The organism is Bordetella ansorpii, assembly GCF_900078705.1.
Taxonomy (GTDB): domain Bacteria; phylum Pseudomonadota; class Gammaproteobacteria; order Burkholderiales; family Burkholderiaceae_B; genus Bordetella; species Bordetella ansorpii_A.
Genome location: NZ_FKIF01000007.1, coordinates 319726 through 342757, shown reverse-complemented (window position 1 = coordinate 342757; position 23032 = coordinate 319726). Strand labels below are relative to the sequence as shown.

The following is a 23032-nucleotide window of genomic DNA, read 5'->3' as shown; positions in this document are numbered from 1 at the left end:
CCGCCGCGGGCATCGCGCCCGGCAGGCAAGCTCGGCCTTACAGACGCCCCGTCCCGAACGCATGTCCGTCGTCGCGCTCGGGCCCGATCGCCGTCAGCAGCCCGGTCAGCGCGGCCTGTTCCGTGTCGCTGGCCTTGTCCGAGGCCTTGGCGCGGCCCTGGAAATTCAGCCGGCGGCCGGTCCATTCCCCCTGGCCGGTCAGTTGCAGCACGCCCTTGTCGGTGGACAGCGTGATCTTGACGTTGCGGCCGCTGCCCTCCAGGCGCACGTGGTAGTCGCCGATGGGGGCGATGGGCGCCATGGCGGCGCTGGCGTTGCGCCAGTAGATATCGGCCAGCGTGCCTTGCGCCAGGGCGCCCGCGGTGAACGCGCGCCATTGCACGTCGATCTGGCCGCCGGGCGACATGGTGTTCCAGGGCGTGCCCATGCCGGCCAGCACGGCGGCGGGCAGCGTGGCCTGCTGCGCCGAGACCGACACCCCGCCCAGTCCGAAGGACAGTTTGACGGGGCCGCGCAGATAGGGGTGGCGCACCTCGGCCGAGGCGCCGTTCCAGCGCCATTGCACCGGCTCGGTCAGCATGCGGCGCGATTGCGGGCTGCCCAGCGCGATCCAGGCGGTGCCCGACCACAGGGTGCCGCTGGCCTCGACGACCGTGATGGGCGCGTCGGCGGGCATCAGCCACAGCAGCCAGCGCGCCGGCAATACCGTGAGCGCCGCCGCCAGGGCGACCACCGCCGCCAGCACGAGGGTGCCGATGCGGAACTTGCGCAGCAATTCGATCATCGTGCCCGAGCCTTCGGCGCCGCGTCGTAGGGGACCAGGGTGGCGGTGCCGCTCAGGCGGCCGGGCAGGCGCCGGTCGTCGGCGTCGCGCGGACGGGTGAGCGTCACGTCGGTGACCACCAGCCGCCAGTCGCGCGGGGCGCCGTCGAGCCAGCGCAGCGCGGCGACGGAAGAGGCTTCGGTGAACGTGAGCGTGAGGCCGGGCTTGGCGTCTGCGGCCGCGCCCGCTGCGGGCTGGGCCGGCGCGGCCGACCATTGGTTCTCGGACAGCCCTGCCTGGTGCAGGCTGGCGCGCAGTTCGGCATCGGTGGGCAGGGTGCCGGCGGTATGTTCGCCGCCACGGCGCAGGCCGCGCGCGCGGGCGGTCAGGTCGGCCACGGTGGCCGCCTGGGCGCGCAGCTTGGGCAATTCGACGCCCAGGTCCCGCACCGATTTCATGGCCGGTTCGATGAAGACCAGCCAGGCCAGCGCCAGGCCCACGACCGCCGCGGCGATGCCCAGCAGGCGGCGCTCGCGCGGCGCCAGGCGGGCCAGCCAGGCCTGGCCCTGGCGCCGGGCCTGCGCATAGCGGTCGCGCAGCTTGTGCCACATCGGCAGGAAGGTGGAGGTTCTGGTGGTCATGGTTGCGCCTGCAGGATGCGCCAATTCGGCGTGTTCTCTTCGCGCTCGATGCGCAGGCCCAGGGCCGTGGCCTTTGCCATGATGGCCGGCACATCGCCCACGCGGTCGTCGTTGCCGTCCTTGGCCGGCGCCAGTTCCAGCAACAGCGTCTGGTCCTTGTAGGTCAGTTTTTCGACGTTGTCGGCGGCGAACGGCAGCACCTGGGCCGCGCCGCGCGCCAGCGTCATGAAGTCGCCGGCGCTGCCGGCGCCGTTGCCGGCCAGCAGCGCGTTGTAGCCTTGCTCGGCCTGGCGCACCGCATCTAGCACGACGGGCGTGCCGGGGAAGGTGTCGCGCACCTGCGAGACCATGGTCTCGCGCAGGCGGGTGGCTTCCCCGCGCAACTGCGCGGCGTAGAAATTCAGCCCGGCGATCCAGAGCACCGCGGCGACGGCGGCCCAGCGCAGCGCCGGCTTCCAGCGCGAGGGGCGCTGCGGCGCCAGGTGCGGCAGCGCCAGCGACCATGACGGCGCGTCGTGGTTCCAGCGCGGGTCTTCGTGCGAACCCAGCGGGGCGTCGGCGTCGGCCGCATCGCCAGCCAGCACCTGCACCGGCACCAGCGCGCGCACCTGCAGGCCGGCTTGCGACAGCATCATCCAGGCGCGCTGCAGCGCGGCGCTGTCGGCCCAGGCCACCGCCACGGCGCCATCGGCGGCGCGCGGTCCGTGGCCCACGGCAAGGGTGGACAGGTCGCTGAGCACCAGGGCTTCGAGCGCGCCGTTGACGGCGGCATCGAAGCGCGCGGCGGCCACGGCGGGCACCTGCACGCTGGCCAGGATGGCATCGTGCGGATGCAGCACGGCCTGCACCGGAATGTTCGGAAAGGCGCCTGCCAGGCCGGCGGGCGCCAGGGTGCCATGGCGGGCGCGCTGGCCGCGCCGGTCGAACCAGGCGTAGTCCAGCAGCGAGCTGGCCGTCAGGTCGGCCAGCGGAGGGAGGGCGATGCGCAGGATATTCTTCACATGACTTCCTGTGTCCAGAGGGTGCGAGGCGCCCCTCCGGTGGAGCTTTGCATGAGCGCGCGCATGGTAACGCGGGCGCGCTCGTAGACCACGGTGCCCGTGGCCATGAACCAGGTGCTGGTGGTGGCCACCGTCGGCACTTGCACTTCGGATCCGGTGCCGGTGACGCGGTTGCCGAAGTCGCCGCTGTTCAGGAACCAGCGGCCGCGGTCGCGGTCGCCGGCCAGGCTGCGCGCCTGGCCCAGCGACAGGCCGGGCACCAGCGCGGCGATGACTTCGGGCGGCGCGGTGTTGACGTTGACGGTGGTGCGGGCGGGCAGCACCGTCATGGTACGCCGCAGGGCCTGGCGCGAGACCTGATCGACGCCCAGCAGGTTGGCGATGTCGTCGATGCCGCGCGGCAGCGGCGCATCGGTCCGGGCCTTGGCCTGCAGGGCTTCCTCGGCGGCCTCGCTGGCCGACGAGGTGGTGGTGCCGGGGGAGGAGGTCTGCCCGTCGGAGGAACTGACCGGCGCGGGCGGCTGGGCCTGCGCGATCAGGTTGGCCATCTGCGGCGCCAGCGAGGCCGGCAGGTTCAGGTTGGACAGCAGGCGCGTCAGCATTTCGAGCTGCGCCTCGGAGACCTTGCCGCCGATGGCCACGTTGTACAGGTTGTACTTGCCTTGCTCGTCTTCGAGAAAACCCGAGAAGATGGCCACGCGGTCGTCGCCGGGCTGCTCGATGCGGGTGTCCTGCACCGGCGTGGCCCAGATCTGGTCGCCCTGGGTGGTGGCTTCGCGGCGCGCGTGGTCGCGCAGCATCAGGCGCGCCCAGTCGATGCCGCCCATCAGCAGCCAGCGCGCCTGCACGCGCGCTTCTTCGTTCTCGACCTGGCGCAGGGTGGCCGTCTGCCGCAGGAACAGGCTGGTGCTGAGCGCGGCCACGATGGCCACGATGATCAGCGCGCCGATGACCGCGGCGCCGCGCTGGCGGGAAGGACGGCGTGACGTCATTGCAGCACCAGGATGCGGTTGAACTGCTGCAGGACTTCGCGATGGCGGCGTTCGAGCGCGATGTCCAGGCCGGTGGCCTGCGCGGGCAGGGCGGCAGGCAGGTTGGCCCAGCCGCTGCCCGGCACCCAGGCGCGCAGCCGCAGCGCGGTGACCTGCGGCATCACCAGCGCGCCGGTGTCGGGCGCAGGCAGGGGGTAGCGGGTGCCCGCGGCGCCCACGTAGCGCCACAGTCCGTCGGGCCGCAACTGCCACACCACGCGCTGCCACATGCCTGGCTGGTCGGGCGCCGCGCGCACGATGTCCAGCAGGGGCGCGGCGCCGTTGCCGCGCAGCACGTTCACGCCGTCGGGCAGCGCGCCATCCGGCGCGGCGGAGCGCGGGCCCACGTAGGCCTGATCGACGTCGCGTTCGATCTGGCCCAGCACGCGCACGACCATGTCGTTGTCCTGCGCCTCGGCGTCGATCCACTCGCGGGCGTCGGACACCTGCGCCAGGCCGCGCCAGGCCATCAGGCTGACCAGGGCCATCAGGGCGATGGCGACCAGCACTTCGATCAGCGTGAAGCCGCGTTGCCGGCGGCCGCGAGCCGCTTCGAAAGGGCGCGCGCTCATCGCAGGTTCGACACCAGGCCGCTCAGTTGGGTGATGACGGCATCGTCGTCGCCGGCCGGATGCACGCGCACCGTGACCTGGCGGAAGCCGCGGTTCAGCGAACTGGTGGTGACCAGTTCGCACTGCATGGCCTGGCCGCCTTGCGGGCAGGCCACCTTGCGCGTGCCCGGCGGCGGCAGCGTCTGCTCCAGGCGCATCTGCGCCAGCGCGTTCTCGGCGGCCATCAACGCCAGGGTCTTGTCCTGCAGGGCGCGGTTGTTGCTGATCATCACGCTGGTGGCGCGCATGGCGGCGCCCATCGCCACGGCGATGATGGCCAGCGCCACCAGCACTTCGATCAGGGTGAAGCCGCGTTCGCGGCGTGCGCTATTGGATGTCATAGCGGCCGGCGGCATCGCGCGTGATGGTGAGGGTGTCGCCATTGGCCTGCAACTGCAGTGTCATGGGCGGTGCGATCCATTCGGTGCCGAACACCAGCGGCATGGCGGGATCGGTGCGCACGGTGACGGGCGGCTTGGTCCAGCCGCGCTCGCCCAGCAGGTCGTCCTGCTTGAAGCGATCGGGCCGGGACGGGCCGTCGTCCTGCGCGGAGAGCTGATCGGAGCGGCCGCGGCGCTCGAAGAACCAGCCGGCGCCGTCGGCGCGCCAGCGAATGACGCGCCCGTCGCTGCGGGCCTCGCTTTGCGCGGCGGAGAAGGCATCCATCAGCCGTTCGGCATCGCTGCGCAGGCTGCGGTCGGGGCCGGAGAAGGCGGCCAGGCTGACCAGGGATGCGCCGATGCCGATGATGACCAGGACTACCAGGACTTCAACGAGCGTGAAGCCCCGTTCAGAGCTCCCACGAGCCGATGTCAGCATCGCCTTGTTCTCCGCCCGGTTTGCCGTCGGCGCCGAACGAGAACACGTCGATCTCGCCCTTGACGCCCGGGTTGAGGTACTGATAGGGCGCGCCCCACGGGTCGTTGGGCAGCCGCTCGAGGTAGGGACGCCAGGCCTTGGCGCCTTCGGGGCGCTCGACCAGGGCGCGCAGGCCTTGCTGGGTGGTGGGGTAGCGGCCGTTGTCCAGGCGGTAGAGCTTCAGCGCCTGCATCAGGCCGGAGATGTCCTGCTTGGCGGCGACCTGGCGGGCCTGGTCGGGGCGATCCAGCACGCGCGGCACGATCAGGGCGGCAAGAATGCCCATGATCACGACGACCACCATGATCTCGATCAGCGTGAAGCCTTGCTGGCGGCGAGCCTTCAGGGGGTACCTGTGCACGTGGGAATCCTTGGAAAAATCAGTCAAGCCCGGCATTTTCGCGTCCGAATATGACAAAACAGCGTAGCCTGCTTGAAATGTAATTGAATTGCAAGAATTGATTGTCGGTACGAGGCCGGGCCCTCAGCGGACGACGGTGATGCCGCCGGGCGCCGCGTCGTAGGGCGGCGCCGCCACGCGGGTGCGCGTGCCATTGGCGTCGAGCACCACGCCCTGCGAATCGACCGCGGCCAGCACGATGCCGGGCGCCGCGGTCTGGCCGACGGCCAGGGCCGAGGGCGGGCCGCCGTTGACGCTGATGACCGCGGCGCCATTGGCGCCCTGGGCAATCAGGCCCAGCACCGCGATCTGCGTCTGCAGCACGCCATCGCGGCCGAACCACAGCGCGACGGGGTCGACGTTGGATTGCCGCACCGGGGCCGACGCGACAGCGGGCGGCAGCCGGTCGGGGCTGGGCGCCAGCAGGATCGCGCCCCAGACGCCGACCGCCGCGGCTGCCGCGAGGATCGCGGCCAGGCGGGCGGCACCGGGCAGGGTGGGGCGGAAGGAGCGGGCGGTGAAGCGCATGAATACGGGACGGCGGCGGTCGGGAATGGCGGACCATACCCGTGGCGCATGACAGTTTATGGACAGCGACGCAGCAGTTTACAGGCTCCGCCGCCGCGCGGGTGGGTTTCCGCACGCCCGGCATCGGACGCGGCGCGCTGTCGTATTCGGGCCAGTACGCAGGCCGATTGACGCGCCGGCAGCATTCGGTTGCAAAGATTCGCAGGCTCATCGCAATGATGGTGCCGGGGACTGCAAAGATTTCCTGATCCTGGGATCAGCCGATTTCCGCTTTGCTTCATCCCCCATTCACTTCCCGCCTCCAGCATGTCGAGCTGACCGGGCCGCCGTTTTGCGGCCACAACAACGAGAAGCTCGAAGAATGAAGAACACGAAATGGTGCCGATGGGTTGCCCCCCTCTTCGTCAGCACGGTGCTGGCGGCCTGTGGCGGTGGCGGTGATGACGGCGACGAGCCGGCGGCGCAGCCTCCCGTGACGCCGCCCGCGGGCCAGCCGGCCGTGCAGAAGATGCTGCTGATCGGCCTGGACGGCGCCACCTACGACGCGGTGCAGGCCGGCGCGGCCGGCGGCACGCTGCCCAATCTGGCCCAGCTGACGCTGACGCGCGGCTGGACGGGCGGCGTCACCAGCACTCCCACCCAGCAAGCCACGCTGGACGCGCCCGGCTGGGCCACCGTGCTGACCGGCGTATGGGCCGACACGCATCAGGTGCGTTCCAACGCCGCTGGCCAGGCCCTGCACGCCGACACGCTGTTCAAGCGCCTGAAAACCGCGCAGCCCGCGGCGCGCACTGCCGCGGCCTTCCACACCAGTGTGGTCGCCCAGATCGAGACCGCCGACCGCGATGCCGGCTACCTGTCGGCTCTGGCCGATTGCGCGGGCGACGACGCCTGCGTGGCCGGCGACGCGCAGGCGCGCATCGGCGAGGGCTACGACGCCGTGGTGGCGCAATTCGGCGCCGTGCAGCGCGCCGCCCAGTCGGGCGGCTTCGGCGGCGATTACCCCGCCGTGCTGCGCCAGGCCGACGCCCGCCTGGGCCAGTTGCTGGCCGCCGTGGCCACGCGCCGCCAGGCGCATCCCGAGGAAGACTGGCTGGTGCTGGTGACCGCCAGCCACGGCCTGTCGCCCGCCGGCGCCAGCGATGGCCTGCCGCTGACCGCCAACAAGACGGTCTTCCTGGCGGCCAACCGGGCCGATCTGCTGGGCGCCGACCGCGCCGCCGTGGACCTGTCGGCCGCCTGGGACGAGGCCTGGTACGCGCTGCCCAGCGCCGCCGATGTGGCGCCGACCGCGTTGGCGCACATGCAGGCCAGCGCCCGGACCGGCATGGCGGGCGCCGTGCTGACCAGCGCCGTGGCCGTGCGCCGCCTGGCCGCCGTCACTGCCGCCGACAACACCAGCGTGACGCTGAACTGGTCGCTGGTCGGCCAGGCGCCGGACCAGGTGACCGTGCTGCGCGACGGCGCGGAAATCGCCCGCCTGCCGGGGGATGCCACCCAGTACCAGGACACCGGTTTCACGTTCGAGGAAGGCGGGCTGCACACCTTGAATTACACCGTGCAGGCCGGCGACGCGGGCAGCACGGCGCAGGCCAAGGTGCTGTACACCCCGCCGGTGCTGCTGGAGTCCTCGCTGCGCAACGGCCTGACCATGCTGTACACCTTCGAGAACCAACTGCAGGACGTCTCGCAGGGCACCACCGGCATCACGCCGTACGACGGCGCGCAGGTGCCCGAGTTCACCGATGGCCCCTTCGGCCGCATGTTCCGCGACCAGCGCGGCACCACCAACCTGAGCGCCTTCAAGCTGGACTTCCCGGCCGGCATGCTCGCCACGCCCAGCGCCTTCACCATCGGCTTCTGGTACCGCGCCGACGGCATGGCCGACGACAAGCCCATCCTGGCCAACAAGGACTACAACACCGGCAAGAACGCCGGCATCACGGTCGCACAGTGGAATACCAGCCGTCCCAGCTACGATCCGGCGCGCGCCGAACTGCGTTTCAACCTGGGCGACGGCAGCAACCGCGCGGACCTCAACGGCTTCGGCTTCACGCCCAACCAGCCGGTCTATATCGCGCTGTCCATCGACAAGACCGCCAGCACGATGACGGCCTACGTCTATGACCTGGACAAGGGCTTCAGCACGCGCAGCGTGTCCACCGGCAGCGTGAACCTGGCGCGCATCGAGGGTTCGCTGGGCGCGCATTTCGGCCTGAACGAAGACGCCGTCGGTTCCTACAACAAGCTCGGCAGCTACGAGAAGCGCGCCTACACCATGGACTTCGACGACCTGGCGTTCTGGAATCGCGCCCTGACCGAGACCGAGGTGCGTTCGCTGGCCTTGTCCGGCCATTCCGTGGCCGAGGTGCTGCAGTGATCCCGACGGATTTCCACCCGCAATACGAGAGAGTAACCATGCCTATCGAACGCGATGCGCGACGCTGGCGGCGCCTGGGCGCCGGCCTGCTGCTGGCTGCGACCCTGGCCTTGTCCGCCTGCGGCGGCGACCACGATTCCGACTCGGACAACGGCGGCGGTGGCGGCGGGACTCCCACCGAACCCGGCACGCCCCCCGCCCAGCAGCCGCAACTGCGCTGCGCGCCCTGACCGATCACTGAGGAACCCTTCGACATGTCCCAACACGACGATTCCTTCGGCCCGGCCAGCGCCGGCAAGCGCCGCTTCCTGCGCAATACCGCGCTGGCCGCCGGCGGCATGACCGCGCTGTCGCTGTTCCCGCCCAGCATCCGCCGCGCGCTGGCGATTCCCGCCAACAACCGCACCGGCACGATCAACGACGTCGAGCACGTCGTGGTCCTGATGCAGGAGAACCGCTCGTTCGACAACTACTTCGGCACGTTGAACGGCGTGCGCGGCTTCGGCGACCGCTTCACCATTCCGCTGCCAGATGGCCGCAGCGTCTGGGAGCAGTCCAACGGCACGCGCATCGTGATGCCGTACCACCTGGACAGCAGCACGGGCAACGCGCAGCGCGTCAGCGGCACGCCGCACGACTACGTGGACGCCCACCAGGCCTGGGGCAGCGGCCGCATGCAGCAGTGGCCGCGCTACAAGAACAACCAGTCCATGGGCTACTACCGCGAGGCCGAGCTGGGTTTCCAGTTCGCGCTGGCTGACGCTTTCACCCTGTGCGACGCCTACCACTGTTCGACCCACGGCGGCACCAACACCAACCGCCTGTTCCTGTGGACCGGCACCAACGACCCCACGGGGCAGGGCAATGGCCCCTCGACCCGCAACCAGTGGGACGGGCTGGAGGCCTCGACCGCCGGCTGGAACTGGACGACCTATCCCGAGCGCCTGCAAGAGGCCGGCGTGACCTGGAAGGTCTACCAGAACCTGCCGGACAATTTCACCGACAACTCGCTGGCGGGTTTCCAGACATTCCGCCGCGCCAACGAGGCGGCTGGCAACGGCTCGGACGGCGCGCCGTACCCCGCCTGGACGCCGGCGGTGGATGCCGCGAATCCCCTGTACAAGGGCGTGGCCAACACGATGCCCGACGGCGGGATGCTGCAGGCGCTGCGCGATGACGTGGCGGGCGGCACGCTGCCGCAGGTCTCGTGGATCGTGGCGCCGGCCACTTATTCCGAGCACCCCGGCCCGTCCAGCCCCATCCAGGGCGCCTGGTACATCCAGGAGGTGCTGAACGCGCTGACGGCCAACCCCGACGTCTGGAGCAAGACCGTGCTGTTCGTCAACTTCGACGAGAACGACGGCTTCTTCGACCACGTGCCGCCGCCCGCCGCGCCGTCGTACAACGACGACGGCACGATGGCCGGCGCGTCCACCGTGGACACCCTGGCCGACCACCACACCGTGGCCTCGGCGCAGGATCCGGCCGACAACCAGGTCTACGGCCCCGGCCCGCGCGTGCCCATGTACGTCGTGTCGCCCTGGAGCCGCGGCGGCTGGGTCAATTCACAGGCGTTCGACCACACGTCGGTGCTGCGTTTCCTGGAAGCCCGATTCGGCGTGAAGGAAGAGAACATCAGCCCCTGGCGCCGCGCCGTCCTGGGCGACATGACCTCGGCCTTCAACTTCGCCAATCCGAACGACGAGGCGCTGCCCGACCTGACCTTGCTGACCAAGACGCAGGCGGACACGGTGCGCGCGGCGCAGGGCGCGCTGGCGCAGGTGGCGGTGCCGGCGGAGGCCGACCAGTCGGCGCCGCGCCAGGCCGCCGGCATGCGCTTCTCGCGCGCGCTGCCCTACGAGCTGCACACCAGCGGCCGCGCCGATGTGTCGGGCATGAAGATGTGGCTGATCTTCTCCAACACCGGCACGCAGGGCGCGGTGTTCCATGTCTACGACCGCCTGCACCTGGACCGCGTGCCGCGCCGCTACACGGTGGAGCCGGACAAGCAGCTGGACGACAGCTGGAGCGTGGTGGACGACAGCGGCGCCTACGACCTGTGGGTGCTGGGCCCCAACGGTTTCCATCGCCACTTCAAGGGCAATGTGAACACGCTGCGCGCCGCCAGCGCGGCCGTGCCCGAGATCCGCGTCTGCTATGACGTGGCCAACGGCGACGTGTACGTCACCTTCATGAACACGGGCGACACGGCCTGCACGTTCGACATCAAGCCCAATGCGTACTACACCGCGGGCCAGAGCTGGACGGTGGCGGTGGATGCGCAGGGCAGGGCCGAGCAGCACTGGCCGCTGCAGAACAGCGGCAGCTGGTACGACTTCACGGCGACCGTGCGCGAAGACCCCGACTACGAGCGCCGCTACGCCGGGCGCATCGAGACGGGCAAGCCGTCCGTCAGTGATCCGGCGATGGGGCGGTAGGCCCCGCTCGCGCCGGGTCCCGTTCTGAAGCGCGCCGCCCGGGGTGGCGCGCGAACGCAAGCGCCGTCACACCGGATCCGAAAAATCGCAGCATTGCTGCGCCAGCATCGCCAGGTCGTGATAGAAGGACGCATCCGCATCGCGGCGATAAGCGGCGCGGTAGACCGACTGCGGCGGGGCGATGCTGGTGCGCAGAATGCTCAGCCGGCGGTGCCGGATCCACTCGCTGAAAAAGTCGCGTGGCAGGCAGGAAATGCCGAACCCCGCCGACGTCAGGCCCGCCATCGCGATCAGGCTGTTGATCGTGAAAATGTTGTTGGTCGAGACATGCGGGTCCAGCCACAGGTCGTAGATGCGATTGAGGCCGGACTCGCGCGACTGCCGCAGCAGCGGCATCGCGGCAATGTCCGCCGGTGTGTGGATGCGCGTGTCGTCGATCTGGTCCGCAGCGCCTGTCCAGACGAATTCCAGCGGTCGCAGCCGCACCGAGTCCAGCTCCGCCGTGATGAGTTCCTCATGGACGATCGCCAGGTCGATGCGGCCGGCGACCAGCTTCTGCAGCAGGTCGGCTCCCATGTCGATGCTCGGTTCGAGCGCCACACGCGGATACTGGTTGCGCAGCTCGCGGATGAAGGCCGGCAGCCACGTCATCGCGGTGATCTCCGTGATCCCCAGGCGCAGCGTGCCGGTATGTACGTGCAGGCCCTGCAAGCGCGTCAGCATCTTGTCGCGTTGCGCAAGCAGGTCCCGCGCCATGCCGAATATCTCGTGGCCTCGCGAGGTCAGCACGGCCTTGTGCCCCGTCCGGTCGAACAGGGCCAGGTCGAACTCGCCTTCCATGTCCTGGATCCGCTTGGTGATGGCGGACTGCGACGTGTGCAGTTTGCGCGCCGCCGCATGCAGGGTGCCCAGCCGCACGGTCCAGTACAACGCCTCGATCTGCTTGAACGTGAACATATTCGGGTAATCCCTTTAATTATTTTTTGGAATATAGCGGTGTGAGGATAAATCACTTTTTTTTGTGATTCGCTGCGCCGATGATGAGGGCCCAGTCACACTTCGCACCCGATTTCATACATGAACACACCTCTTCCCGGCACGCGTATCCTGCCGGCCGCCGGCGCCGGCGATGCTTCCGTCCGTGAGGCGCTGTCCGGCATCGCGACCGCGCACCTGAGCGACAACCTGGGCCGCCAGGTCGGCATCGTGGGTCTGCAGCCGTATCACCGAACGGGCAAGCTGGTGGGCACTGCCTTGACGGTGCGCACGCGTCCCGGCGACAACCTGTTCATCTACCAGGCCATGATGCAGGTTCAGCCCGGCCACGTGCTGGTGATCGACGCGGGCGGCGCGCTGAACAACGCCGTGCTGGGCGAAATCATGAAGCGCTACCTGCAGCGGCACGGTTGCGCAGGCGTGGTGGTCGATGGCGCGATCCGCGACGTCGGCGCTTTTGCCCAGGACGACTTTCCTTGCTATGCGCGGGGCGTGACGCATCGCGGGCCCTTCAAGGATGGGCCGGGCGAAGTCAACGTGCCCGTCACGATCGGCGGCCAGGTCATCGAGCCCGGCGACTGGGTCGTGGGCGACGAGGACGGGCTGGTGTCTTTCGCGCCTGGCCATGCCCGTGCGCTGATCGAGGCGGCCCGCGCCCATGCGGCCAAAGAGGTAAGAATCATGGCGGAAATCGCCACGGGCCAGCGGACACAGAGCTGGATGCAGGCGGCTTTCGCGGCCAAGGGGATGGCATGAGCATCGATCAGGCGTTCCTGGCCGCGCGGGCCTTGTCCATCAAGCCCTCGCCCAGCATGGCGGCCAAGCAACGCGTCGACCAGCTGCGCGCCCAAGGCAAGGACATCGTCGACTTTACCGTGGGCGAGCCGGACTTCGACACGCCGGCGCATATCGTGGAAGGAGCCATCGCGGCCATTCGCCAGGGGCAGACCCGCTACACGGCCGCGGCAGGCACGCAGTCCCTGCTCAAGGCGGTGCAGGCCAAGTTCGAGAGGGAAAATGGCCTGGCCTACGGCCTGGACCAACTGATCGTCGGCGTCGGCGCCAAGCAGTTGATCTTCACCGCGCTGGCGGCCACCGTCCAGGCCGGCGACGAAGTCATCGTGCCCGCGCCGTTCTGGGTGTCCTACCCCGACATGGTGCTGGCCAACGAAGGCACGCCCGTGGTGGTGGTCTGCGGGCAGGACCAGGGTTTCAAGCTGACGCCGTCGTCACTGGAAGCGGCGATCACGCCGCGCACCAAGTGGCTCATCCTGAACACGCCGTCGAATCCCACGGGCGCCGTGTACCGCGCGGCGGAACTGCAGGCGCTGGCCGAGGTGCTGGCTCGCCATCCTCAGGTGGCGGTGCTGACCGACGAAATCTACGAGCACCTATGCTATGGCGGCACCGCGATGGCCAGCCTGGCGCGGGTCGCGCCGGAATTGGCCGGTCGCGTTCTCACGGTCAACGGCGTCTCGAAGGCCTACGCCATGACGGGGTGGCGTGTCGGGTACGCCGGCGGCCCCCGCGCGCTGATTCGCGCCATGAGCACGCTCATCTCTCAGAACACCAGTTGCGTGAGCGCGGTCAGCCAGGCCGCCGCCGTCGTGGCATTGACCGGCGACCAGCAAAGCGTGGCGCGGTCTCGCGACGTGTACCGCGAGCGCCGTGACCGGATCGTCGGCCGCCTCAATGGCGTGGACGGGATCCGCTGCGGCGTGCCGGACGGCGCGTTCTACGTCTATGCCTGCGTCGCGGGGCTGCTGGGCCGCGTGACGCCGGCGGGCACGACGTTGTCGACCGACCTGGACGTGGTCATGTACTGGCTCGAGGCGGCCGGCGTGGCCGTGCTCGACGGCGCGGCTTATGGCCTGTCGCCCTATGTCCGCCTGAGTTTCGCCACCTCGATGCAGCAGATCGACGCGGGGTGCGATCGCCTTGCCAAGGCTTGCGCAGCATTGCGCTGAGTCGCCGGCACCATCATCCGTATTTCTTTACAAGGGGAAACCATGAAAACGTTGTTCACCGCTCCCGCCATATTGATCGCCATGGCGTGCGCCATGCCCGGCACGGCGCACGCCGACCAGTTGCAGGACATCAAGTCGCGCGGCAAGTTCATTTGCGGCACGCTGGGCACGGCCGAGCCGTTCAGCTTCCAGGACGCCAAGACCCGCGCTGTCGTGGGCTATGAGGTCGATCTGTGCCAGAAGATCGCCGACAGCCTGGGGGTACCGATGGAACTCAAGCTGATCGCCGTCGAGGCCCGCATCCCCGAACTGGTGGCCGGCCGTGTCGACGTGGTCGCCGCGAACCTGGGCTGGTCGCCCGCCCGGGCTCAGCAGATCGACTTCTCGCATCAGCATTTCGTCAGCCCTCAGAAGGTGCTTGCGCGTGAGGCCGACACCGGCTTGAAGTCGCCCGCCGACCTGGCCGGCAAGCGTGTCAGCGCCACCGCCGGGTCCTCTTCCGAACAGGGCGCGCGCGAGCACATTCCGAACGTGACCGCCATCTCGTTCAAGGACCCTCCGGGTGCCTTCATGGCGCTGCAACAGCGCAAGGTCGACGGCTTCGTGGCCTCCGAGCTCATGCTGGCCAAATTCCGCACGCAAGCGGCCAGTAGTCCGGTGCCCGTCAAGATCCTCGAGCCCGCCCTGTTCGTCGAGCCCTGGGGCGTGGGTGTCCGCAAGGGCGAGACGGCCTTGCTGGACCAGGTCAACAAGGTGCTCGACGGCCTGCAGGCCAGCGGCGAGATCGACAAGATCTTCGGCAAATGGCTTGGCGACCAATCGCCCTACAAAATGAAGCGTGACTTCAAGATCGAAGCCATCAAGGGCTGAGCCTGTCCTGAGACGAGACGTCGATGCAATACGTTTTTGACTTCGGCGCCATCCTCCAGGGCCAGTATGCCGATTGGCTGATCCAGGGTCTGTTGACGACCCTGGCGCTGACCGGCCTGGCCTGGGGGCTGGCGTTCTTCGTGGGGACGCTGCTGGCCGTCATGCGGCTGGCCGGCGTCCGTCTCCTCAATACCTTGATTTCGGCCTACATTGCCTTTCACCGCAATGTGCCGATGCTGGTTCACATCCTTTTCTGGTATTTCGGCGTACCGGCCATATTGCCCGTTTCCTGGGGCGACCGGATCAATGCCATCGGCGGTGAGTTCCTGATGGCCATGATCGCCATCGCGCTGGTCATGGCCGCCTACGTGGCGGAGGATCTGCGCAGCGCCTTGCGTTCGATTCCCGCGGGCCAACTGGAGGCGGCTCGCGCCCTGGGCCTGTCCTATCTGCAGGCGATGCGCCGGGTCATGATGCCCCAGGCCTTCCGGATCGCCATTCCTCCCTTGGTCAACCAGACATTGCTGCTGTTCAAGAATACGAGCCTGGCCATGGCGATCGGCGTGACCGAGCTGACCAAGGCTGCGCGCGAGATCGAGAACGTGACGTTCAAGGTGTTCGAGGCTTACGCGGTGGTCACGCTGATCTACCTGGCGCTGTCGCTGCTGATCATGTGGGGCGGCGATGCCCTGGCGCGCCGCAGCCGATTGACCGGAGTGCGCTGACATGTGGGACATTCTTGCCGATAACTGGCTGCTGCTGCTGGTCGGGCAGTATCCGAACGGCCCCATGGGCGGCCTGGTGGCCACGCTGTCGCTGGCCGCCTTCAGCCTGCTGCTGGCATTGCCTTGCGGGCTGCTGCTGGCGCTTGGGCGCCTGAGTTCGAGGCGCGTCTTCCGCTATCCCGCCACGGCCCTGGTGTACATGGTGCGGGGACTGCCGCTGCTGATGTTCATTTTCTGGGCGTACTTTTTCGTGCCTTTGCTGATCGGGCGTCCGGTGGCGGGGTTTACGACGATGGTGGTTGCCCTGGTGTGCTATGAAAGCGCCTATCTGGCCGAGATCATCCGTGCGGGCATCCAGGCCTTGCCCACCGGGCAGATGGAGGCGGGCCGGGCGTTGGGCCTGTCGTATGGCCAGACCATGCGCCGCATCATCCTGCCGCAGGCGCTCTACAACATGCTGCCCAGCATGATGAGCCAGTTCGTCTCGACCGTGAAGGAAACGTCGCTCGCCTACGTGATCAGCGTTCAGGAGCTGACCTATGCGGCGAACCAATTGAACAGCGTGCTGCTGGTGCGGCCGTTCGAGGTGTTCGCCTTGCTGGCCCTGACGTACTTCTCGCTCAATTTCATTCTGACCGGCCTGGCGCGCCTGGTCGACATCCGCGTGGCGCGCCGCCGCTGCGCCAAACCCGTACAGGCTGCTCCCGCATGATTACGTTCATCGATGTCAACAAATGGTATGGCGACTATCACGCGCTGGCAGATATCAACGCCACGGTCAGGCGTGGGGAGGTGCTGGTGGTGTGCGGCCCGTCCGGGTCCGGAAAGTCCACGCTGATCCGCACGATCAACCGGCTCGAGCCGATCCAGCGCGGGCGCATCGAGGTCAATGGACAGGACATCACCCGCAAGGGGGCCGATATCGACGAGCAGCGCAGCCACATCGGGTTTGTCTTCCAGCAGTTCAACCTGTTTCCGCACCTGAGCGTCATGGAGAACATCACGCTGGCGCCCGTGATGCTGCGTCGCGCCAGCAAGGCCGAGGCGCGTGGCCAGGCCATGGTCCTGCTGGAAAAGGTAGGCCTGGCCCACAAGGCCGAGGCCTATCCCGCGCAGCTTTCAGGCGGTCAGCAGCAGCGCGTGGCCATCGCGCGGGCGCTCGCCATGAAGCCTCCCGTGATGCTGTTCGACGAACCGACCAGCGCGCTGGATCCCGAGATGGTGGGCGAGGTGCTGCAGGTCATGAAGACCCTGGCCAGCGAAGGCATGACCATGGTCTGCGTTACGCACGAGATGGGGTTCGCGCGCGAAGTGGCCGACACGGTGTGGTTCATGGATGCGGGAAAGATCATCGAAACCGGCGCACCCGACGCGTTCTTCACGACGCCGCGCAGCGCCCGCGCGCAGAAATTCCTGGCCGACATCCGGCATTGAGCACCGCGCATCGGCGCGGCGTCAGTCGTGCGCGGCGGCCTGCGCGCCGTGGCGGCGGCGGACCGCTGCCGCCACTTGCGCGCAGACTTCGCCGGTGATCGCCTGACGCGCGTGCTCGCGCCGCTCCAGCATGCCGATGCCGCGCGCGATCGGCCCCAGGTCGTCGGGCAGCGGCAACACGCGCAAGTCGGGGCTTTGCTGCCAATTGGCGCCGATCAGCATCGGCAAGAGCGTCACGCCCACCTCCTGGCGCACCAGTTCCACCAGGGTCTCGATGGCGTTCAGTTCCAGGAACTCGTTGACCGCCACTCCCAGCCGGCGCAGCACCCGCTCGATCTGCAGGCCGGTGCGCTGGGTGCGGTCGAAGCGCAGGAAGGGGTGGCTGGCCAGCACCGTGCGCGCGTCGCTGCCTTGGGCGGACGCCGGGGCCACCACGGCCAGCGGCTCTTCATACAGCGTGATCCAGCGCGTGCTGGCCATCTTGCGGCCGGCCTCGACGATGAAGGCGGCGTCCAGTTCGCCCGCCTCGACCTTGCCGGCCAGTTCGCTGGCCTTGCCCGAGAACAGCCGCACGTCCAGCGCCGGATGGTCGCGCTTCATGCGCGACACCACCTTGGACAGCGTGCCCATGCAGGACACGATGGCGCCCACCGAGACCGAGCCGGCCAGTTCGTCGGGCGCATTGCGCGGCTGCCGCAGGCGGTCGTATAAATCCAGCAGATGCTTGATCTCGGGCAGCAGTTCGCGACCCGCGGCATTCAGCAGGGCCAGCCGGCCGCTGCGGTCGAACAGTTCGCGGCCCAGTTCGGTTTCCAGGGCGCGCATCTGGAAGCTGACGGCGGCCTGGGTCAAGGCCACCTGCTCGGCCGCCTCGGAGAATGAGCCGTGGTGCGCCACCGCCAGGAAAGTGCGCATGAATCGAATGGTGCTCATAAGGGAAAACCCGTGTCGCGACGCCGCTCTGGAACTTATAAAAAATTCTTTAATGACGGATCAAAGATTCAAATTGATCTAATTAAATCACGGGAGTAACGTCGCCTGTTTCCTATCGACTAGACGCAGAGCCGCCGCATGAAAACCTTCGACTGGGCCAATCCCTATCCGTCGCACCGTATTCCGCTGTTCGCCCGCAACGTGGTGTCCACGTCGCATCCCCTGGCGGCGCAGGCCGGCCTGCGCATGCTGTTGAAGGGCGGCAACGCGGTCGACGCGGCCATCGCGGCCGCCGCCACGATCACGCTGGTCGAGCCCGTGTCGTGCGGCCTGGGCGGCGACTGCTTCGCCATCGTCTGGGACGGCCAGCGCCTGCACGGCCTGAATTCCTCGGGTGTGGCGCCCGCCGCCTGGAACGTCGAATACTTCAAGCGCAAGTACGGCACCGACGCCGCCGGCCTGGCCAACCGCCCCAAGCGCGGCTGGGATTCGGCCACGGTGCCGGGCGTGGTGGCCGGCTGGGCCACGCTGCATGAAAAGCTGGGCAAGCTGCCCTTCGAGCAACTGTTCGAACCCGCCATCGAGATCGCCGAGCGCGGCTACGCCGTGCCGCCCGTGGTGGCGCACAAGTGGGCCGCCGCCGCGGCCGAGCTGTCGGGCCAGCCGGGCTATGCCCAGGCCTTCATGCCCCACGGCCACGCGCCGGCCGTGGGCGAGCATTTCCGCTTCAAGGACGCCGCCTTCGCGCTGCGCCGCATCGCCGAAAGCGGTGGCCGCGACTTCTATGAAGGCGAACTGGCCGAGCGCATCGCCGCCTTTGCCAAGGAACACGGCGGCGCGATGACGCTGGACGACCTGCGCAACTACCGCCCGGACTGGGTCGACCCCATCTCCAAGTCGTACCGAGGCTACGAGCTGCACGAAATCCCGCCGAACGGGCAGGGCATCGCCGCGCTGATCGCGCTGGGCATCTGCGAGCGCTTCGACCTGGCCTCGATGCCGGTGGACTCGGTGCAGTCGCAGCACGTGCAGATCGAAGCCATGAAGCTGGCCTTCGCCGACCTGTACCGCTACGTGGCCGACCCGCGCGCCATGGAAGTCACGCCCGAACAGATGCTGGACGACGCCTATCTGGACAGCCGCGCCAGGCTGATCAGGCTGGACCAGGCCTCGCCCTTCGAGGCTGGCCGTCCGCATGCCGGCGGCACCATCTACCTGACGGCGGCCGACGAGCGCGGCATGATGATTTCGTTCATCCAGTCCAACTACATGGGCTTCGGCTCGGGCATCGTGGTGCCGGGCACGGGCATCAGCATGCAGAACCGTGGCGTGGGCTTCTCGATGGACCCGGCCTCGGCGAACGTGGTCGAGGGCGGCAAGCGCCCATTCCACACCATCATCCCGGGCTTCCTGACGCAGGGCGGCCGCCCGGTGATGAGCTTCGGCGTGATGGGCGGCGACATGCAGCCCCAGGGCCACCTGCAGACGGTGATCCGCATGGTGGATTACGATCAACAGCCGCAGGCCGCGTGCGACGCGCCGCGCTGGAAGGTCAACCGCGACTTCACGCTGGACGTGGAATCGAGCATGAACGCGCAGACTGTCGCCGGCCTGAAAGACCTGGGCCACGGCCTGAAGTCGGTGGACGATCCGTACATGGATTTCGGCGCGGGCCAGTTCATCTGGCGCATGTCGGCCAACGACAATGAACAGGGCTACGTTGCCGCCAGCGATCCGCGCCGCGATGGCCAGGCGGTCGGCTTCTGATGATGCAATGCACGGGACCTTCCCGCATCTTGCCGCCTCGCGCCGGGGCGGGTGTCCGGGATGGCTCCGTAGCCAAGACGAGCGGATTAACGAGGGGAGTTTTCAATGAGTAAACGTACACGCGCAAGCGTCATCCTGGGCGGCCTGCTGCTGGCCGCCGCCTCCGGCGCCGCCGTCGCGCAGGAACTGCGCATCGGCCTGCAGGAAGAAGTGGACGTGCTGGACCCGCACCGGGCCCGCACCTATGTCAGCCGCCTGGTGTTCACGTCGCTGTGCGACAAGCTGATCGACCTCGACGCCAAGCTGCAGTTCGTGCCGCAGTTGGCCACGTCGTGGAGCTGGAGCCCGGACAACAAGGTGCTGACGTTCAAGCTGCGCACCGACGCCACCTTCCATGACGGCACCAAGTTCGACGCCGCCGCGGCCAAGGCCAACCTGGACCGCGCGCTGACCCTGCAGGACAGCATGCGCAAGAGCGAGCTGGCCTCGGTCGAGAAGGTGGACGCGCCCGACGCCGAAACGCTGGTGCTGACGCTGAAGACACCGGACGCCACGCTGCTGGCCAACCTGTCCGACCGCGCCGGCATGATGCTGTCGCCCAAGTCCTTCGCCGACCCGGCGTCGGTGGCCCGCACGCCCATCTGCTCGGGTCCGTACAAGTTCGTCGAGCGCATCCAGAACGACCGCATCGTGCTGGACAAGTTCGACAAGTACTACGACGCCAAGGACTTCCATTTCTCGCGCGTGGTGTTCCTGCCGGTGCCCGACACCACGGTGCGCCTGTCTAACCTGCGCGCGGGCGGCCTGCAGCTGATCGAGCGCGTGAACCCCTCTGACGTGGCCCAGGTCAAGGGCGACCCCAATCTGAAGTTCGAGTCGGTGGATGGCCTGGGCTTCCAGGAAATCTACTTCAATATCGGCAACGGCGAGCGCGCCAAGACCAGCGCGTTCAAGGACGTCCGGGTGCGCCGCGCCCTGGAACTGTCGATCGACCGCAACGCCATCAACGAAGTGATCGGCGGCGGCATCTACACGCCGGCCAACCAGCCGTTCCCGCCGGCCAGCCCCTATCACAGCGACAAGCCCGTGCCGCAGCGCGACGTGGCGAAGGCCAAGGCGCTGCTGAAGGAAGCCGGCCTCACCACCGTGAAGGCCGAACTGTCCTACGGCAACAACACCACGACCGCGGCCATCGCCGAGATGGTGCAGGCCATGGCGGCCGAGGCGGGCATCCAGCTCAGCCTGCGTCCCACCGACTACGCCGCGCTGCTGGCGGGCAACACGGCGGGCAACTTCGAGGCTTCGATCCGCGGCTGGTCGGGCCGGGTCGATCCGGACGGCAACCTCTACACCTTCGTCACGGCCAAGGGTTCGCTGAACGACGGCAAGTACGACAATCCGGCCGTGGACAAGCTGCTGAACGAAGCGCGCCAGGTGCCCGACCAGGTCAAGCGCCGCGCCCTGTACGACCAGGCCGAAGCCATCCTCGACAAGGACGTGCGCAACTTCTACCTGTACTACCAGCCCTGGCCCTTCGCCATGACGAAGAAGCTGCAAGGTTTCAAGCCCTATGCCGACGGCATGATCCGCCTGAAGGGCGTGACCCTGGCAAAATGACGCTGCGCGCCGCGCGGCCGGTCCAATGCCCTGGAACAGGTGTTTTCGCCTGGGGGCGCCACGGCCGGCGGCGCGGTAGTGCGTGGCGTGGCGCAGCCGGTATCGCCTCGTGTCGAGCGCGGCCCGGCCGAGCGCGGCCCAGCCGAACGCGGCCCGGCCCGCTTTCTTTTTCTCGGTTTTATCTATGCTAAGACTCATATTGCGCCGCGTGGTCGTGGCCATTCCGACCCTGGTGCTGGTGTCGATGCTCGTCTTCATGCTGCAGAAGATCCTGCCCGGCGATCCGGTGCTGACGCTGGCGGGCGAAGAGCGCGACCCGGCCGTCCTCGACTATCTGCGCGACAAGTACCACCTGAACGATCCGCTGCCCGTGCAGTACGGCGCCTGGGTCGGCCAGGTGCTGCAGGGCGACCTGGGCAAGTCGCTGCGCACCGACGTGCCGGTCTCGCAACTGATCGCCCAGAAGCTGCCCGTCACGCTGCAACTGGCGGTGATGGCCATGTTCTGGGCGGTGCTCGTCGGCATTCCCATGGGCATCGTCGCGGCGGTGCGAAAAGGGACGGCGGTCGAGATGGGCGCCAACGTGGCGGCGCTGTCGGGCATGTCCATCCCCAACTTCTGGCTGGGCATCATCCTCATCATGGTGGTGTCCGTGCAGTGGCAGCTGCTGCCGGCTTCGGGCTATGTGTCGCCCGCCGAAGACCTGTGGCTGTCCATCAAGACGCTGCTGATGCCGTCGCTGGTGCTGTCCACCGCCATCGCCGCCTACCTGATGCGGCATACGCGGTCATCGATGCTGGAGGCGCTCAGCGCCGACTACGTGCGCACCGCGCGCGCCAAGGGCGTGTCGCCGCGCAAGGTCGTGCTGCGCCACGCGCTGCGCAACGCGCTGATGCCCATCGTCACGCTGGTCACGCTGCTGTTCGGCGAACTGCTGGCGGGCGCCGTGCTGACCGAGCAGGTGTTCACCATCCCGGGCTTCGGCAAGCTGATCGTCGACGCCGTCTTCAACCGCGATTACGCGGTGGTGCAGGGCGTGGTCCTGTGCGTCGCCGTGGGCTTCATCATCATGAATCTGCTGGCCGACGTGCTGTACATCCTGGTCAATCCCCGCCTGAGGCACGCATGATGAGTTCGCCGAGCCGCCTCAAGAACGAATTCCCTCTCGCAGGGACGGCGCGCAGCGCCTGGGAGCAAACATGACTACGACCGCAACGGCAACCGCCGTTCCCCCGCGCGCCGGCAACCGCGCCTGGGGCAAGTTCCGGCGCAACCGCGTCGCCATGCTGGGCGCGATCATCGTGCTGCTGTTCGTGGCGATGGCGCTGTTCGCGCCGCTGCTGGCCAACCACGATCCCTTCCAGACCAGCTTCATGACCATCCGCAAGGCGCCGTCGGCGTCGTTCTGGCTGGGCACCGACGAGCTGGGCCGCGACATCTACTCGCGCCTGATGTATGGCGCGCGCGCCTCGCTGATGGCGGGCCTGGTGTCGGTCATCATCGCGCTGATCGTCGGCGTGCCGTTCGGCCTGGCCGCCGGCTACTTCGGCGGCTGGACGGACAGCATCATCTCGCGCTGCACCGAGGCGCTGCTGGCCATTCCGTTCCTGATCCTGGCGATCGCGCTGGCCGCTTTTCTCGGGCCCAGCCTGGTCAACGCGATGATCGCCATCGGCGTGTCGGCCGCGCCCAAGTTCATCCGGATCACGCGCGGGCAGGTGCTGGCGGTGAAGAACGAAGACTACGTGCAGAGCGCCCGGGCGCTGGGCGCGTCCGACCTGCGCATCATCGGCCGGCACGTGTTTCCCAACGTGATGCCGCCGCTGATCGTGCAGGCCACCATCACCATCGCCACGGCCATCATCGCCGAGGCCAGCCTGTCGTTCCTGGGCCTGGGCCTGCAGCCGCCCAACCCGTCGTGGGGCTCGATGCTCAACACGGCCAAGAACTTCATGACGCAGGCGCCCTGGATGTCGATCTTCCCCGGCTCGGCGATCTTCCTGGCGGTGCTCGGATTCAACCTGCTGGGCGACGGGCTGCGCGATGCCCTCGACCCGCGCCAGGAGAAGTAA

Annotated in this window: 24 protein-coding genes; 13 read left to right on the top strand and 11 right to left on the bottom strand. The window is 68.3% G+C overall.

Annotated elements, in window-relative coordinates; genetic code table 11:
- Positions 1 to 37: 37 nt before the first annotated feature.
- From gspN to A6745_RS17220, 9 genes are all read right to left on the bottom strand, one after another.
- On the bottom strand, positions 38 to 784 hold the full coding sequence (gene gspN / locus A6745_RS17260; protein WP_066129824.1) for a type II secretion system protein N: 747 nt from the start codon (positions 782 to 784) through the stop codon (positions 38 to 40).
- Positions 781 to 1404 (bottom strand): type II secretion system protein GspM, encoded by a 624-nt coding sequence (gspM, locus tag A6745_RS17255; RefSeq protein WP_231886033.1) that lies wholly within the window; start codon positions 1402 to 1404, stop codon positions 781 to 783. The genes gspN and gspM overlap by 4 nt, the downstream gene beginning before the upstream one ends.
- Positions 1401 to 2405, bottom strand: coding sequence for a type II secretion system protein GspL (gene gspL, locus A6745_RS17250; RefSeq protein WP_066129820.1), 1005 nt, complete (start codon positions 2403 to 2405; stop codon positions 1401 to 1403). Before gspL ends, gspM begins: the two co-directional genes overlap by 4 nt.
- A complete protein-coding gene (gspK, locus tag A6745_RS17245) occupies positions 2402 to 3397 on the bottom strand; it encodes a type II secretion system minor pseudopilin GspK (protein WP_066129819.1) in 996 nt (331 codons plus the stop codon). Before gspK ends, gspL begins: the two co-directional genes overlap by 4 nt.
- Complete coding sequence (locus A6745_RS17240) at positions 3394 to 4008, bottom strand: PulJ/GspJ family protein (RefSeq protein WP_066129816.1); 615 nt, start codon at positions 4006 to 4008, stop codon at positions 3394 to 3396. The genes gspK and A6745_RS17240 overlap by 4 nt, the downstream gene beginning before the upstream one ends.
- Positions 4005 to 4388 carry a type II secretion system minor pseudopilin GspI gene (gene gspI, locus A6745_RS17235; RefSeq protein WP_082853120.1) on the bottom strand — a complete coding sequence of 128 codons (384 nt, stop codon included), beginning with the start codon at positions 4386 to 4388 and terminating at the stop codon, positions 4005 to 4007. Before gspI ends, A6745_RS17240 begins: the two co-directional genes overlap by 4 nt.
- Positions 4375 to 4866 (bottom strand): GspH/FimT family pseudopilin, encoded by a 492-nt coding sequence (locus A6745_RS17230; RefSeq protein WP_066131323.1) that lies wholly within the window; start codon positions 4864 to 4866, stop codon positions 4375 to 4377. The genes gspI and A6745_RS17230 overlap by 14 nt, the downstream gene beginning before the upstream one ends.
- On the bottom strand, positions 4838 to 5302 hold the full coding sequence (gene gspG, locus A6745_RS17225) for a type II secretion system major pseudopilin GspG (RefSeq protein ID WP_066129810.1): 465 nt from the start codon (positions 5300 to 5302) through the stop codon (positions 4838 to 4840). The genes A6745_RS17230 and gspG overlap by 29 nt, the downstream gene beginning before the upstream one ends.
- Positions 5303 to 5389: 87 nt before the next feature.
- The gene (locus tag A6745_RS17220; protein ID WP_066129808.1) at positions 5390 to 5833 is read right to left on the bottom strand and encodes a general secretion pathway protein GspC; all 444 of its coding nucleotides are present in this window, start codon (positions 5831 to 5833) and stop codon (positions 5390 to 5392) included.
- A gap of 361 nt (positions 5834 to 6194) precedes the next feature.
- Between A6745_RS17220 and A6745_RS17215 the strand changes: the two genes are divergently transcribed.
- Genes A6745_RS17215 through A6745_RS17205 form a run of 3 tightly spaced genes read left to right on the top strand, consistent with a single transcriptional unit; the run spans position 6195 to position 10651 of the window.
- A complete protein-coding gene (locus A6745_RS17215; protein ID WP_066129805.1) occupies positions 6195 to 8213 on the top strand; it encodes a nucleotide pyrophosphatase in 2019 nt (672 codons plus the stop codon).
- A gap of 38 nt (positions 8214 to 8251) precedes the next feature.
- Positions 8252 to 8443 (top strand): hypothetical protein, encoded by a 192-nt coding sequence (locus tag A6745_RS17210; RefSeq protein WP_066129799.1) that lies wholly within the window; start codon positions 8252 to 8254, stop codon positions 8441 to 8443.
- A gap of 24 nt (positions 8444 to 8467) precedes the next feature.
- The gene (locus A6745_RS17205) at positions 8468 to 10651 is read left to right on the top strand and encodes a phosphocholine-specific phospholipase C (RefSeq protein ID WP_066129798.1); all 2184 of its coding nucleotides are present in this window, start codon (positions 8468 to 8470) and stop codon (positions 10649 to 10651) included.
- A 66-nt stretch (positions 10652 to 10717) separates the two neighbouring features.
- Here A6745_RS17205 and A6745_RS17200 read toward each other — a convergent pair whose 3' ends face one another.
- Positions 10718 to 11608, bottom strand: a complete 891-nt coding sequence (locus tag A6745_RS17200) for a LysR family transcriptional regulator (RefSeq protein WP_066129795.1) — start codon at positions 11606 to 11608, stop codon at positions 10718 to 10720.
- Positions 11609 to 11728: 120 nt separating this feature from the next.
- Between A6745_RS17200 and A6745_RS17195 the strand changes: the two genes are divergently transcribed.
- The 6 genes from A6745_RS17195 to A6745_RS17170 are packed head-to-tail and all read left to right on the top strand — an operon-like array spanning position 11729 to position 16643.
- Complete coding sequence (locus A6745_RS17195; RefSeq protein ID WP_066129791.1) at positions 11729 to 12403, top strand: RraA family protein; 675 nt, start codon at positions 11729 to 11731, stop codon at positions 12401 to 12403.
- On the top strand, positions 12400 to 13614 hold the full coding sequence (locus tag A6745_RS17190; RefSeq protein WP_066129788.1) for an aminotransferase class I/II-fold pyridoxal phosphate-dependent enzyme: 1215 nt from the start codon (positions 12400 to 12402) through the stop codon (positions 13612 to 13614). The genes A6745_RS17195 and A6745_RS17190 overlap by 4 nt, the downstream gene beginning before the upstream one ends.
- A gap of 42 nt (positions 13615 to 13656) precedes the next feature.
- A complete protein-coding gene (locus tag A6745_RS17185; RefSeq protein WP_066129786.1) occupies positions 13657 to 14484 on the top strand; it encodes an ABC transporter substrate-binding protein in 828 nt (275 codons plus the stop codon).
- Positions 14485 to 14507: 23 nt separating this feature from the next.
- Positions 14508 to 15209, top strand: a complete 702-nt coding sequence (locus tag A6745_RS17180; protein ID WP_066129783.1) for an amino acid ABC transporter permease — start codon at positions 14508 to 14510, stop codon at positions 15207 to 15209.
- A gap of 1 nt (position 15210) precedes the next feature.
- Positions 15211 to 15921, top strand: a complete 711-nt coding sequence (locus tag A6745_RS17175; protein WP_066129780.1) for an amino acid ABC transporter permease — start codon at positions 15211 to 15213, stop codon at positions 15919 to 15921.
- The gene (locus A6745_RS17170; protein WP_066129777.1) at positions 15918 to 16643 is read left to right on the top strand and encodes an amino acid ABC transporter ATP-binding protein; all 726 of its coding nucleotides are present in this window, start codon (positions 15918 to 15920) and stop codon (positions 16641 to 16643) included. The genes A6745_RS17175 and A6745_RS17170 overlap by 4 nt, the downstream gene beginning before the upstream one ends.
- 21 nt (positions 16644 to 16664) lie before the next feature.
- Here A6745_RS17170 and A6745_RS17165 read toward each other — a convergent pair whose 3' ends face one another.
- Positions 16665 to 17576: a LysR substrate-binding domain-containing protein gene (locus A6745_RS17165; protein ID WP_066129774.1), complete on the bottom strand. Its 912-nt coding sequence runs from the start codon at positions 17574 to 17576 to the stop codon at positions 16665 to 16667.
- A gap of 138 nt (positions 17577 to 17714) precedes the next feature.
- Here A6745_RS17165 and ggt point away from each other — a divergent pair, with 138 nt between their 5' ends.
- The 4 genes from ggt to A6745_RS17145 all read left to right on the top strand — a co-directional run bounded on the left by ggt (position 17715) and on the right by A6745_RS17145 (position 23032).
- Positions 17715 to 19343: a gamma-glutamyltransferase gene (gene ggt / locus A6745_RS17160; RefSeq protein WP_066129771.1), complete on the top strand. Its 1629-nt coding sequence runs from the start codon at positions 17715 to 17717 to the stop codon at positions 19341 to 19343.
- Positions 19344 to 19448: 105 nt separating this feature from the next.
- Positions 19449 to 20960 (top strand): ABC transporter substrate-binding protein, encoded by a 1512-nt coding sequence (locus A6745_RS17155; RefSeq protein ID WP_066129767.1) that lies wholly within the window; start codon positions 19449 to 19451, stop codon positions 20958 to 20960.
- A gap of 184 nt (positions 20961 to 21144) precedes the next feature.
- Complete coding sequence (locus tag A6745_RS17150; RefSeq protein ID WP_066129764.1) at positions 21145 to 22089, top strand: ABC transporter permease; 945 nt, start codon at positions 21145 to 21147, stop codon at positions 22087 to 22089.
- Between the two features lie 70 nt (positions 22090 to 22159).
- Positions 22160 to 23032 (top strand): ABC transporter permease, encoded by an 873-nt coding sequence (locus A6745_RS17145; RefSeq protein WP_066129760.1) that lies wholly within the window; start codon positions 22160 to 22162, stop codon positions 23030 to 23032.

Bases quoted from the DNA above. Each gene is read 5' to 3' on its own strand.
- gspN (WP_066129824.1), bottom strand. From the start codon at position 784: ATGATCGAATTGCTGCGCAAGTTCCGCATCGGCACCCTCGTGCTGGCG.
- gspM (WP_231886033.1), bottom strand. From the start codon at position 1,404: ATGACCACCAGAACCTCCACCTTCCTGCCGATGTGGCACAAGCTGCGC.
- gspK (WP_066129819.1), bottom strand. From the start codon at position 3,397: ATGACGTCACGCCGTCCTTCCCGCCAGCGCGGCGCCGCGGTCATCGGC.
- A6745_RS17240 (WP_066129816.1), bottom strand. From the start codon at position 4,008: ATGAGCGCGCGCCCTTTCGAAGCGGCTCGCGGCCGCCGGCAACGCGGC.
- gspI (WP_082853120.1), bottom strand. From the start codon at position 4,388: ATGACATCCAATAGCGCACGCCGCGAACGCGGCTTCACCCTGATCGAA.
- A6745_RS17230 (WP_066131323.1), bottom strand. From the start codon at position 4,866: ATGCTGACATCGGCTCGTGGGAGCTCTGAACGGGGCTTCACGCTCGTT.
- gspG (WP_066129810.1), bottom strand. From the start codon at position 5,302: ATGCCGGGCTTGACTGATTTTTCCAAGGATTCCCACGTGCACAGGTAC.
- A6745_RS17220 (WP_066129808.1), bottom strand. From the start codon at position 5,833: ATGCGCTTCACCGCCCGCTCCTTCCGCCCCACCCTGCCCGGTGCCGCC.
- A6745_RS17215 (WP_066129805.1), top strand. From the start codon at position 6,195: ATGAAGAACACGAAATGGTGCCGATGGGTTGCCCCCCTCTTCGTCAGC.
- A6745_RS17210 (WP_066129799.1), top strand. From the start codon at position 8,252: ATGCCTATCGAACGCGATGCGCGACGCTGGCGGCGCCTGGGCGCCGGC.
- A6745_RS17205 (WP_066129798.1), top strand. From the start codon at position 8,468: ATGTCCCAACACGACGATTCCTTCGGCCCGGCCAGCGCCGGCAAGCGC.
- A6745_RS17200 (WP_066129795.1), bottom strand. From the start codon at position 11,608: ATGTTCACGTTCAAGCAGATCGAGGCGTTGTACTGGACCGTGCGGCTG.
- A6745_RS17195 (WP_066129791.1), top strand. From the start codon at position 11,729: ATGAACACACCTCTTCCCGGCACGCGTATCCTGCCGGCCGCCGGCGCC.
- A6745_RS17190 (WP_066129788.1), top strand. From the start codon at position 12,400: ATGAGCATCGATCAGGCGTTCCTGGCCGCGCGGGCCTTGTCCATCAAG.
- A6745_RS17185 (WP_066129786.1), top strand. From the start codon at position 13,657: ATGAAAACGTTGTTCACCGCTCCCGCCATATTGATCGCCATGGCGTGC.
- A6745_RS17180 (WP_066129783.1), top strand. From the start codon at position 14,508: ATGCAATACGTTTTTGACTTCGGCGCCATCCTCCAGGGCCAGTATGCC.
- A6745_RS17175 (WP_066129780.1), top strand. From the start codon at position 15,211: ATGTGGGACATTCTTGCCGATAACTGGCTGCTGCTGCTGGTCGGGCAG.
- A6745_RS17170 (WP_066129777.1), top strand. From the start codon at position 15,918: ATGATTACGTTCATCGATGTCAACAAATGGTATGGCGACTATCACGCG.
- A6745_RS17165 (WP_066129774.1), bottom strand. From the start codon at position 17,576: ATGAGCACCATTCGATTCATGCGCACTTTCCTGGCGGTGGCGCACCAC.
- ggt (WP_066129771.1), top strand. From the start codon at position 17,715: ATGAAAACCTTCGACTGGGCCAATCCCTATCCGTCGCACCGTATTCCG.
- A6745_RS17155 (WP_066129767.1), top strand. From the start codon at position 19,449: ATGAGTAAACGTACACGCGCAAGCGTCATCCTGGGCGGCCTGCTGCTG.
- A6745_RS17150 (WP_066129764.1), top strand. From the start codon at position 21,145: ATGCTAAGACTCATATTGCGCCGCGTGGTCGTGGCCATTCCGACCCTG.
- A6745_RS17145 (WP_066129760.1), top strand. From the start codon at position 22,160: ATGACTACGACCGCAACGGCAACCGCCGTTCCCCCGCGCGCCGGCAAC.